Source organism: Comamonas sp. 4034 (assembly GCF_050434545.1).
GTDB lineage: Bacteria > Pseudomonadota > Gammaproteobacteria > Burkholderiales > Burkholderiaceae_C > Comamonas > Comamonas odontotermitis.
This window is the reverse complement of the sequence record NZ_JBNDIT010000024.1, coordinates 40617-51329: the sequence shown is the minus strand read 5'-3', so window position 1 is coordinate 51329 and position 10713 is coordinate 40617. Positions and strand designations below refer to the sequence as shown.

Below are 10713 nucleotides of genomic sequence, written 5' to 3'. Positions count from 1 at the left end.
CCAGTTTGTGGTGCGGTACTTGCGCCGACCCCAGTTCGTCTCACTCATCATCCGAGCCTACTACCGCTGCGGCCCGGATTTGTGCAACAAAGCCCAATCAATATATTGAATTTGAATGGTTTCATTCTGCAGGCGCTGTAGGGGGAAGAGGGATCCGGTGACAAATGCCCTGGGTGCAATGGCTTCTTTGGCCTGAGTGAATGGCGTTTGGTTTCAATTGCTGGGTTCATTGGCCGGTAGCGCGAGGCTGTTCTGATACGGCTTGACGAAGCGCAGGCTATGTCGACCCAACCTGTGGAATGCCGGGACGGATCGGGTGGAGGGAGATGTGGCTGGACGAAAAAAAACCGGCATTGCCGGTTTTTTGAGAGAGTGCTGCCAAAAATAATTGTTGGGGATCTTTTGCAAGACTCCCTGTCGCGGCCTGAATGCGGTTTGGCGCAATCTACTGCGTTGTTTTTTCGTTGATAGCTAGGGCTATTTCTTTCAAAAGACGCCTTGCGGCTCATTCCGATCCGCTTCTATTCCCTTTGGCGAGGGTTCTGCAGACGGATCCTAGAGTCTGGGCCCATCCTGCGCGGGGCTGAACAGGTCGACCCGGTCGGTGATGATGCCGTCCGTGCCCAGATCGATCAGGCGTTGGGCCGCCCATTCGTCGTTGACGGTGTAGCTGCTGCAGTAGAGGCCAGCGGCGTGCACCTTGGCCACCAGCGCGGTGTTCCACAGCGCATGATTGAGTACCAGGGCCTGGCAGCCCAGTTCCACGGCCAGTTGCAGGTCGGCTTCGCCCGAGCCATCGGCAAACTTGTCCACCAGCAGACCGCGCGGGATGTGTGGTGCAACCTCGCGGGCTCCTCGCAGCGAATCGGGCTTGAACGAGGTGAAAAGCGGCGGCACCACGTTTTGGGGCCAGATGCGGTTCATCAGCGCGCCAGTGGCACGGCCGGTTTCCAGTTCCTGGCCGGGCGTGGGCTTGATCTCCACATTGAGGAAATGCTGGTTGGCCAAGCACCAGCGTGCCAGGGCTTCCAGTGTGGGCAGGTTCTCGCCCGCATGGCTGCGCGAATGCCAACTGCCGGCGTCGAGTTGGGCCAACGCGCCCATGCTGAGGTCGCTGCCCGTGCCCTGGGCATTGGTGGTGCGCTTCAAATCAGCATCGTGCATCAGAAACAGCACTCCGTCGCTGCTGAGCTTGGCATCGCACTCGAACATGCGGTAGCCGAAAGATGCGCCCAGGCGGAAGGCGCTCATGGTGTTTTCGGGCGCAAGCTTGCCAGCGCCGCGGTGGGCGATCCAGCGAGGGTAGGGCCAGTGGGTGGAGGGTGTCATGGCGTTCTCGATTACTATCAATTTGGTAGCTATTGGCGCCCAAGGAATGGGCGCAAAAGCCGTGGTTGACTATAGATCTTTGGCAAAAACATCAACCGCAGTACGTAAAAAAAGCGCCGCAAAGTATGAGTTTGGGCGCTTGTTGGTGCGTTGGGTTGCATGGCAGGCCGTGGTGGCTGCCTCAGAACAGGCCTGAGGCGCCGCACGTCGACCTGCCATTGTTTTAGATACGCTTGCCGGTTTCGGCGTTGAACCAGTGCAGGCGGTCTTCGCGTGCCTGGATGTGCGCCGTCTCGCCGGGCTTGGGGTAGGCTTGGCCTTCTTCCACGCGCACGGTCAGGTCTTCGCCGCCCACCTTGCCATACAGCAGGCGCTCTGCGCCCAGCAGCTCGACGGTATCCACCTTGAATTCCCAGCCGCCCGAAGGCACCAGGTCGATGTGCTCAGGGCGGATGCCCAGAATCTGGCCAACCTTGCCGCCAGGGGCGTTCTTGAGCAGGTTCATCGGGGGCGAGCCGATGAAGCCGGCCACGAAGGTGGATGCGGGGGTGTGATACACCTCTTCGGGCGTGCCGAACTGCTCCACATTGCCGCCGTTCATCACGATCATGCGCTGGGCCAAGGTCATCGCCTCGACCTGGTCGTGCGTCACGAACAGGCTGGTGATGCCCAGCTCGGCATGCAGCTTCTGGATTTCGATGCGGGTCTGACCGCGCAGCTTGGCATCCAGATTGGAGAGGGGCTCGTCAAACAGGAAGACCTGGGGCTGGCGCACGATGGCGCGGCCCATGGCCACGCGCTGGCGCTGGCCGCCCGACAGCTGGCGCGGCTTGCGGTCCAGCAGGTGGGAGAGTTCCAGAATCTTGGCGGCCTTGTCGACGCGGAGCTTGATCTCGTCCTCGGGCACCTTGGCGAGCTTCAGGCCATAGGCCATGTTCTCGTAGTTGCTCATGTGCGGATAGAGCGCATAGTTCTGGAACACCATGGCGATGTTGCGCTTGGCAGGCTCCAGGTTGTTGACGACCTGGTCGCCGATCATCAGATCGCCGCCGGTGATCTCTTCCAGGCCTGCGATCATGCGCAGCAGGGTCGATTTGCCACAGCCCGAAGGGCCGACTAGCACGATGAATTCGCCGTCCTTGATTTCGGCGTTGACGCCGTGGATGACGGGCACGGCAGACTTGCCGCTGCCATAGCGTTTGACGATGTTCTTGAGAGAGATGGAAGCCATAACGGGTTTTTTTTTCAATCGGTCAAAGATGGTGGATGGGCAAGACGGGGGATTACTTTTCGGTATCCACCAGGCCTTTGACAAACCACTTTTGCATCAGCATCACCACCAAGGTTGGTGGCAGCATGGCGAGGATGGCCGTGGCCATCACGATGTTCCAGTCGATGGCAGCTTCACCGCCGCCAGCAACCATGCGCTTGATACCGACGACCACAGGGTACATGTCCTCCGAAGTGGTCATCAGAAGCGGCCAGAGGTACTGGTTCCAGCCGTAGATGAACTGGATCACGAACAGGGCCGCGATCGAGGTCTTGGACAGGGGTACCAGGATGTCCTTGAAAAAGCGCATGGCACCGGCGCCGTCAATGCGCGCTGCTTCTACCAGTTCGTCCGGCACCGTCAGGAAGAACTGGCGGAACAGGAAGGTGGCGGTCGCCGAGGCGATCAGCGGCAGGGACAGACCCGCGTAGCTGTTGAGCAGGCCCAGCTCGGCCACGACCTTGTACGTGGGCAGGATACGCACTTCCACAGGCAGCATCAGCGTCAGGAAGATCGCCCAGAAGCAGACCATCTTGAAGGGGAAGCGGAAGTAGACGATGGCGAACGCCGACAGCAGCGAGATCGCGATCTTGCCCACGGTGATGATCATGGCGACCACGAAACTCACCCACATCATGTGCACTACATTGGTGTTGGAGCCGAGCTTACCGGAGCCCAGCAGCGCTTCCTTGTAGTTTTCCCACATGTGGGTGCCGGGCAGCAACGGCATAGGCGCCTGCACGATTTCGGTAGAGGTGTGCGTCGAAGCCACCAGCGCCAGATACAGCGGGAAGGCCACGAGTGCCACGCCGAGGATGAGCACGGCGTGCGAGAAGAAACTAAGCCAGGGGTTGCGGTCCACCATGATCAGTACTGCACTTTCTTTTCAACGTAGCGGAACTGGATCACAGTCAGCACAACAACGATACACATCAGGATCACCGACTGCGCGGCCGATCCACCCAGGTCAAGCGCCTTGAAGCCGTCCAGATACACCTTGTAGACCAGAATCGAGGTCGATTGGCCGGGGCCGCCATGGGTGGCCGCATCGATGATGCCGAAGGTGTCAAAAAAGGCGTAGACGATGTTGATCACCAGCAGGAAGAAGGTGGTGGGTGAGAGCAGTGGCAGCTGGATGTTCCAGAAACGGCGCCATGGACCGGCACCATCAATGGAGGCAGCTTCGATCAACGCCTTGGGGATGGACTGCAGGCCAGCCAGGAAGAACAGGAAGTTGTACGAGATCTGCTTCCACACCGAGGCCAGCACGATCAGCGCCATGGCCTGGTTTTCGTTCATCAGGTGGTTCCAGGTATAGCCCAGCTTGTCGAGGAAATAGGCCACCACGCCGATGGATGGCGAGAACATGAAGATCCACAGCACGCCAGCGATCACGGGTGCCACGGCATAGGGAATGATGAGCAAGGTCTTGTAGACCATGGCGAAGCGCACGATGCGGTCCGCAAAAATGGCAAGTGCCAGCGATGAGGCAATGCCGATGCCCGCAACCAGTACTGAGAAGATGGCGGTGCGGTAGAACGAGTCGAGATAGGTCGGGTCGGCGAAAAGGGTGCGGAAGTTGTCGAGGCCGACCCATTCCGTACTCATGCCGAAAGCGTCTTCCATCTGGAACGACTGCAGCACTGCCTGCGCGGCGGGCCAGAAAAAGAAAATGCCGATGATCAGCAGCTGCGGTGCTATCAGCACCCAGGGTAGCCACTTGGATCGGAAAAGGACGCGTTTTTCCATAATGGAGCTTAAAAACAAAAAAACCGCCGGAGCTTTTTTCAGCGTCCGGAGGGCGGGATCAGGCCTGCATCCACCCCGTGTAGACAGGGCAGATGCGAGTCCGTGAAAGGATTACTTCTTGTACGATTTCTCGAAGCGGGTGAGCAGCTCGTTGCCGCGGGTCACGATGGAGTCCAGCGCTTCCTTGCCGCTCTTCTTGCCAGCCCAGACCTGCTCGAGTTCTTCGTCCTCAATAGTACGGATCTGTACGTAGTTGCCCAGGCGGATACCGCGCGAGTTGTCGGTCACCTTGCGGATCATCTGCGTCACGGCCGTGTCGGTGCCAGGGTTCTTCTGGTAGAAGCCGGACTTCTCGGTCAGGTCATAGGCAGCCATGGTCACAGGCAGGTAGCCGGTGCGCTGGTGCGAGGCGGCCTGTACCTTGGTCTGCGACAGGAATTCGAAGAACTTGGCCACGCCCTTGTAGTGGTCGGCCGACTTGCCTGCCATCACCCACAGCGAGGCGCCGCCGATGACGGTGTTCTGTGGCGCGCCCTTGACATCGGAGTAGTAAGGCAGGGTCGACAGGCCGTAGGCGAACTTGGCGTTCTTGGCCACATCACCGTAGAAGCCCGACGAGGTCTGGATCATTGCGCATTCACCAGCGGTGAACGATGCCTGAGGAATCGAGCCACGGCCCTTGTAGACAAACTCGCCAGCCTTGGCTGCTGCGGCCAGATTGTCGATGTGCTTGACGTGCAGGGGCGAATTGATCTTCATGCGCGCCTTGTAGCCATTGGCGCTCAGGCCGTTTTGCTCGGTGGCGAACTCGACGTTGTGCCAGGTGGAGAAGGATTCCAGCTGGGTCCAGCCCTGCCATGCCAGGGTCATGGGGCAGCTGTGGCCGCTTGCCTTGAGCTTTTTGGCGGCTTCAAACACTTCAGGCCAGGTGGTGGGGGCCTTGTCGGGGTTCAGGCCGGCCTTCTTGAAGGCGTCCTTGTTGTAATAGAAGATGGTGGTCGAGCTGTTGAAGGGGAAGCTCAGCATCTGGCCATTGGGGGCGGTGTAGTAACCGGCCACGGCAGGGATGTAGGCCTTGGGGTCGAAGGTGACGCCAGCGTCGGCCATCACCTTGCCCACGGGTACGGTGGCGCCCTTGGAGGCCATCATGGTGGCGGTGCCCACTTCGAACACCTGCAGGATGTCTGGCGCGTTGCCCGAGCGGAAGGCCGCGATGGCAGCGGTCATCGATTCGTCGTAGGCGCCCTTGTAGGTAGGAACAATCTTGTATTCCTTCTGGCTTTCATTGAACTCCTTGGCCAGATCGTTGACCCACTCATTGTTCACGGCGGTCATGGAATGCCACCATTGGATGTCGGTGACTGCATGGGCGGACAGGCTTGTGGTGGCTGCGATACCGGCAGCGATGGCCAAACGCTTGAAGTGCATGAATGCTCCTGGGTTATGAAAAACGCTCAAAAACGAATCGTATGAGGCGTTTGTGAATGTTCTGTGACGTTGTGGCATATCGCCGTTGGTGAAGCAACTGGGGAAACCCGGTTGTACAGGCATACAGCGTCAACAAATACAAGACGTTACGATTGTAAGACAGGCTGTATTCTAGGTTGAAAGAAAAAATGTAACCACCCGGGAATTTGCCTAGTCCATCGTTGGGGCTGTCACACAAGGGGGTCAAACATCTGTGTTAGGCATGTCCCGCCCCGATTAAATGCTCAAATTCGATCAAATGAGAAAAATAGAGAAAATTCCTGGTGCTGGAAAAAGGCTTTGATCTTGGAGAACTGGAGCGACGTATCTGCTTTTGCGGGCTGGAGCCATGCGTAATTGCCCCATGTCATAAAATCGGTGCCCCCACTGCCAACTCCCAGGGAGCCCCACGCTCCCGTACAGGTTTCATCCATGAATGCACCGATTGCGCTGGCTACCTTGCAAGCACAGGTCGACGGGCCAGCCCGTCTTCGCGAGATTCCCTACAACTACACCTCGTTCTCCGACCGTGAAATCGTGATTCGCCTGTTGGGTTTCGATGCATGGAACCTGCTGGGCCAGCTGCGCCAGGAGCGCAAGACGGGCCGCTCGGCCCGCATGCTCTATGAAGTGCTGGGCGATATCTGGGTGGTGCAGCGCAACCCCTACCTGCAGGATGACCTGCTGCACAACCCCGGCCGCCGCAAGCAACTGGTGGAAGCCTTGCACCACCGCCTGGCCGAGGTGCAGAAACGCCGCGCACCCGCAGAAGACGCTGCGCGCGATGCGCTGGTGGGGCAGTTGATTGAAGCCGCCCAGGTTGCAGTGTCCGAATTCGACACAACCCTGCAGGATGCCACGGAGCTGCGCCGCAAGGTGCAGCGCACCCTGGGGCGCATTACGGCCAAGGACAACATCAAGTTCGATGGCCTCTCGCGCGTGAGCCATGTGACCGATGCCACTGACTGGCGCGTCGAATACCCCTTTGTGGTGCTGACGCCCGATGGCGAGGAAGAGATCGCCGGGCTTGTTCGGGCCTGTATCGAGCTGGGCCTGACCATCGTGCCGCGCGGCGGCGGCACCGGCTATACGGGCGGCGCGATTCCGCTGACCTGGCGCAGCGCGGTCATCAATACCGAAAAGCTGGAAAAGATGACCGAGGTGGAGATGGTGTCTCTGCCCGGTGTGGATCACTTGGTGCCCACGGTCTGGTCGCAGGCCGGGGTGGTGACGCAGCGCGTTGCCGATGCGGCCGAGCGTGGCGGCTTTGTGTTTGCCGTGGACCCGACATCGATCGAGGCATCGTGCATTGGCGGCAACATCGCCATGAACGCGGGCGGCAAGAAGGCCGTTCTCTGGGGGACAGCGCTGGACAACCTGGCCAGCTGGCGCATGGTGACGCCTGATGCGCAGTGGCTGGAGGTGACGCGCCTGGACCACAACCTGGGCAAGATCCACGATGCCGAGATGGCCAGCTTCGAGCTGAAGTACCTCGATGCCGAAGGCAAGAAGCTGCTGCGCACGGAGCGGCTCGACATTCCGGGCTACAAGTTCCGCAAGGAAGGCCTGGGCAAGGATGTGACCGACAAGTTCCTCTCGGGCCTGCCGGGCGTGCAGAAGGAAGGCACGGATGGCCTCATCACCAGCGCGCGCTGGGTGGTGCACCGCATGCCAGAACACACCCGCACGGTGTGCCTGGAGTTTTTTGGCAATGCCAAGGATGCGGTGCCTTCGATCGTCGAGATCAAGGACTATATGTTCGCCGAGCAAAAGCGCTCGGGTGTGCTGCTGGCGGGCCTGGAACACCTGGATGACCGCTACCTGAAGGCGGTTGGCTATGCCACCAAGAGCAAGAAGCACGGCGGCCTGCCCAAGATGGTGCTGTTTGGCGACATCGTGGGCGACAACCCCGATGATGTGGCGCGTGTGACGAGCGAGGTGGTGCGCATCGCCAATTCGCGCAGCGGCGAAGGCTTCATTGCCATCAGCCCCGAGGCGCGCAAGAAATTCTGGCTGGACCGCAAGCGCACGGCGGCTATCAGCCGCCACACCAACGCCTTCAAGATCAACGAAGACGTGGTGATTCCGCTGCCGCGCATGGCCGAGTACACCGACGGCATCGAGCGCATCAACATCGAGCTGTCGCTGCAGAACAAGATCAAGCTGTGCGACGAGTTGCACGCCTTTTTTGCCAATGGCCAATTGCCGTTGGGCAAGCAGGACGACGCGAGCGAGATTCCGTCCGCAGAACTGCTGGAAGACCGCGTGGCGCAGGCCCTGTCGCTGGTGACTGAGGTGCGTGGACGCTGGCAGGGCTGGCTGAACAACGTGGAAGGCCAGTTCCGCCTGCTGCAGGACCATACCCTGCGCGCGAGCTGGAAAGCCGATCTGCGCGCGCCGCTGGCTGCGATCTTCACCGGCTCGGCCTACCAGCCGATCATGGACGAGGTGGTTGCCATCCACCAGCGCGTGCTCAAGGGCCGCGTGTTCGTGGCGCTGCACATGCACGCGGGGGATGGCAATGTGCACACCAACCTGCCCGTCAACAGTGATGACTACGAGATGCTCACCACGGCTCACGCGGCAGTGGCGCGCATCATGACCCTGGCTCGCAGCCTGGGTGGGGTGATCTCGGGCGAGCATGGCATTGGCATCACCAAGCTGGAGTTCCTGAGCGACGATGAGCTGCGACCCTTTGCCGAATACAAGGCCAAGATCGACCCGCACGGCCACTTCAACAAGGGCAAACTGCTGCGGGCCGAGGAGCGCCGCCTGCTGCTGGAGCAGACGCACGAAGGCGACAAATCGCGCAAATCGCTGATGTATGCCGATCTGACCAATGCCTACACGCCGTCGTTTGGCCTGATGGGGCATGAATCGCTCATCATGCAGCAAAGCCATATTGGCGCGATTGCAGATTCGGTCAAGGACTGCCTGCGCTGCGGCAAATGCAAGCCGGTGTGCGCCACCCATGTGCCGCGCGCCAATCTGCTGTATTCGCCACGCAACAAGATTTTGGCGACATCGCTGCTGGTGGAGGCATTCCTCTACGAGGAGCAGACGCGCCGTGGGGTGTCCATCCGCCATTGGCAGGAGTTTGAGGACGTGTCGGACCACTGCACGGTCTGCCACAAGTGCGCCACGCCATGCCCGGTCAAGATCGACTTTGGCGACGTGACCATGAACATGCGCAACCTGCTGCGCCAGATGGGCAAGAAGAGCTTCCGCCCCGGCAACAAGGTGGCGATGGCCATGCTCAATGCCACCAATCCCGACACCATCAAGCTGCTGCGCAAGACCATGGTGGGCGTGGGCTTCAAGGCCCAGCGGCTGGCCGTTGATGTGCTCAAGGGCCTGGGCAGGCGCCAGACCGCGCACCCGCCAGCGAGCGTGGGTACTGCGCCGATCAAGGAGCAGGTGATCCACTTCGTCAACAAGAAACTGCCTGGCGGCTTGCCCAAGCAGACGGCGCGCGCCTTGCTTGATATCGAGAACAAGGATTACGTGCCCATCATCCGCGACCCGAAAACCACCAATTCGGAAACCGAGGCGGTGTTCTACTTCCCTGGTTGCGGCTCGGAGCGCCTGTTCAGCCAGGTGGGCCTTGCCACGCAGGCCATGCTGTGGCATGCCGGTGTGCAGACCGTGCTGCCGCCGGGTTACCTGTGCTGCGGTTATCCACAGCGCGGCAGCGGTCAGTTCGACAAGGCCGAGAAGATGATCACCGACAACCGGGTGCTGTTCCACCGCGTGGCAACCACGCTGAACTACCTGGACATCAAGACCGTGGTGGTGAGTTGCGGTACCTGCTACGACCAGCTGCAGGGCTACCAGTTCGACAAGATCTTCCCGGGCTGCCGCATCATCGACATCCATGAATACCTGCTGGAAAAGGGTGTGACCTTGCAGGGCAAGAGTGCATACCTGTACCACGACCCCTGCCATACACCGATGAAGCAGCAGGACCCGATGAAAACCGTGAAGGCGCTGGTGGGTGACAACGTGCTGAAGAGCGAGCGCTGCTGCGGAGAATCGGGCACGCTGGGCGTGACCCGCCCCGATATTTCGACCCAGATCCGCTTCCGCAAGACCGAGGAAATCCGCAAGGGCGAAGCCCAGTTGCGCGACGCAGGCCAGGTGGACGCCAAGGACAACGTCAAGATTCTGACCAGCTGCCCGAGCTGCTTGCAGGGTTTGAACCGCTACCAGGACGATCTGCAGAACGGCCTGCTGGAGGCTGACTACATCGTCGTCGAGATGGCGCGCGAGATCCTGGGTGAAAACTGGATGCCCGAATACGTGCAGCGCGCCAATAACGGCGGCATCGAGCGGGTGCTGGTATGACGAACCCTGCCATCGAACCGAACCCCGGTTGCCCGCTGTGCCACGGCACAGGCGGCCGCCTAGTATGGCAGGGCGCTCGTGCGGGCGGCGCCTTGCGTGTCATCCATGCGGAAGAAGCGGGTTTTCCTGCTTTTTATCGTGTGGTCTGGGCTGCGCATGTGGCAGAGTTCTCCGATCTGCCTGCCGATCAGCGCCAATGGTGCATGGATGCCGTCGTGGCCGTGGAGCTGGCACTGCGTGCGATGACCCCCGCACCACGCAAGATCAATGTGGCGGCGCTGGGCAATATGGTGCCGCATTTGCATTGGCATGTGATTGCCCGCTACAGCGACGACAGCCACTTTCCGGGCTCGGTGTGGGCTGCGGTGCAGCGCGAGCGCAACACTGCGCTAGAGGCTGAACTGGCCGCGCAGCTGCCCGCCGCCGAGGCTCGCATGGTTGCTGCGCTTGAGCGTCTGGTTGCGGCATAATTGCTATTGTTTTTGATGGCATTGCGCGCGCCAGATGTGCGCAAGAGGCTGTTTTATCTGCAGTGCGAGCTGTGGATCTGCAAA

9 protein-coding genes are annotated in these 10713 nt (G+C 60.3%); 3 read left to right on the top strand and 6 right to left on the bottom strand.

Going from position 1 to position 10713, the window contains the following annotated elements:
- Positions 1 to 555: 555 nt before the first annotated feature.
- Entirely contained in the window at positions 556 to 1329 is a 774-nt protein-coding gene (gene ugpQ / locus ABIE32_RS19620) for a glycerophosphodiester phosphodiesterase (protein ID WP_429018635.1), read from the bottom strand.
- Here ugpQ and ABIE32_RS19615 point away from each other — a divergent pair.
- Complete coding sequence (locus ABIE32_RS19615; protein ID WP_429018634.1) at positions 1328 to 1525, top strand: hypothetical protein; 198 nt, start codon at positions 1328 to 1330, stop codon at positions 1523 to 1525. The genes ugpQ and ABIE32_RS19615 overlap by 2 nt on opposite strands.
- A gap of 27 nt (positions 1526 to 1552) precedes the next feature.
- Here ABIE32_RS19615 and ugpC read toward each other — a convergent pair whose 3' ends face one another.
- From ugpC to ABIE32_RS19590, 5 genes are all read right to left on the bottom strand, one after another.
- Positions 1553 to 2560, bottom strand: coding sequence for a sn-glycerol-3-phosphate ABC transporter ATP-binding protein UgpC (gene ugpC, locus ABIE32_RS19610; RefSeq protein ID WP_429018631.1), 1008 nt, complete (start codon positions 2558 to 2560; stop codon positions 1553 to 1555).
- 52 nt (positions 2561 to 2612) lie between these two features.
- Positions 2613 to 3464, bottom strand: coding sequence for a sn-glycerol-3-phosphate ABC transporter permease UgpE (gene ugpE / locus ABIE32_RS19605; protein ID WP_224150154.1), 852 nt, complete (start codon positions 3462 to 3464; stop codon positions 2613 to 2615).
- A gap of 2 nt (positions 3465 to 3466) precedes the next feature.
- Positions 3467 to 4348: a sn-glycerol-3-phosphate ABC transporter permease UgpA gene (gene ugpA, locus ABIE32_RS19600; protein WP_224150153.1), complete on the bottom strand. Its 882-nt coding sequence runs from the start codon at positions 4346 to 4348 to the stop codon at positions 3467 to 3469.
- 111 nt (positions 4349 to 4459) lie between these two features.
- Positions 4460 to 5776 (bottom strand): sn-glycerol-3-phosphate ABC transporter substrate-binding protein UgpB, encoded by a 1317-nt coding sequence (ugpB, locus tag ABIE32_RS19595; protein ID WP_224150152.1) that lies wholly within the window; start codon positions 5774 to 5776, stop codon positions 4460 to 4462.
- Positions 5777 to 6060: 284 nt separating this feature from the next.
- On the bottom strand, positions 6061 to 6249 hold the full coding sequence (locus ABIE32_RS19590) for a hypothetical protein (RefSeq protein WP_429018627.1): 189 nt from the start codon (positions 6247 to 6249) through the stop codon (positions 6061 to 6063).
- On the opposite strand from ABIE32_RS19590, the gene ABIE32_RS19585 reads away from it, so the two are divergent.
- Together ABIE32_RS19585 and ABIE32_RS19580 are read left to right on the top strand one after the other, a co-directional pair.
- Positions 6248 to 10159 carry a DUF3683 domain-containing protein gene (locus ABIE32_RS19585; protein WP_429018624.1) on the top strand — a complete coding sequence of 1304 codons (3912 nt, stop codon included), beginning with the start codon at positions 6248 to 6250 and terminating at the stop codon, positions 10157 to 10159. The genes ABIE32_RS19590 and ABIE32_RS19585 overlap by 2 nt on opposite strands.
- The gene (locus ABIE32_RS19580) at positions 10156 to 10629 is read left to right on the top strand and encodes an HIT family protein (protein WP_224150149.1); all 474 of its coding nucleotides are present in this window, start codon (positions 10156 to 10158) and stop codon (positions 10627 to 10629) included. The genes ABIE32_RS19585 and ABIE32_RS19580 overlap by 4 nt, the downstream gene beginning before the upstream one ends.
- The last annotated feature ends 84 nt before the right edge of the window (positions 10630 to 10713 follow it).

Excerpts from the sequence above, each read along its gene's own strand:
- ABIE32_RS19615 (WP_429018634.1), top strand. The coding sequence starts at position 1,328 with ATGGCGTTCTCGATTACTATCAATTTGGTAGCTATTGGCGCCCAAGGA.
- ugpQ (WP_429018635.1), bottom strand. The coding sequence starts at position 1,329 with ATGACACCCTCCACCCACTGGCCCTACCCTCGCTGGATCGCCCACCGC.
- ugpC (WP_429018631.1), bottom strand. The coding sequence starts at position 2,560 with ATGGCTTCCATCTCTCTCAAGAACATCGTCAAACGCTATGGCAGCGGC.
- ugpE (WP_224150154.1), bottom strand. The coding sequence starts at position 3,464 with ATGGTGGACCGCAACCCCTGGCTTAGTTTCTTCTCGCACGCCGTGCTC.
- ugpA (WP_224150153.1), bottom strand. The coding sequence starts at position 4,348 with ATGGAAAAACGCGTCCTTTTCCGATCCAAGTGGCTACCCTGGGTGCTG.
- ugpB (WP_224150152.1), bottom strand. The coding sequence starts at position 5,776 with ATGCACTTCAAGCGTTTGGCCATCGCTGCCGGTATCGCAGCCACCACA.
- ABIE32_RS19585 (WP_429018624.1), top strand. The coding sequence starts at position 6,248 with ATGAATGCACCGATTGCGCTGGCTACCTTGCAAGCACAGGTCGACGGG.
- ABIE32_RS19590 (WP_429018627.1), bottom strand. The coding sequence starts at position 6,249 with ATGGATGAAACCTGTACGGGAGCGTGGGGCTCCCTGGGAGTTGGCAGT.
- ABIE32_RS19580 (WP_224150149.1), top strand. The coding sequence starts at position 10,156 with ATGACGAACCCTGCCATCGAACCGAACCCCGGTTGCCCGCTGTGCCAC.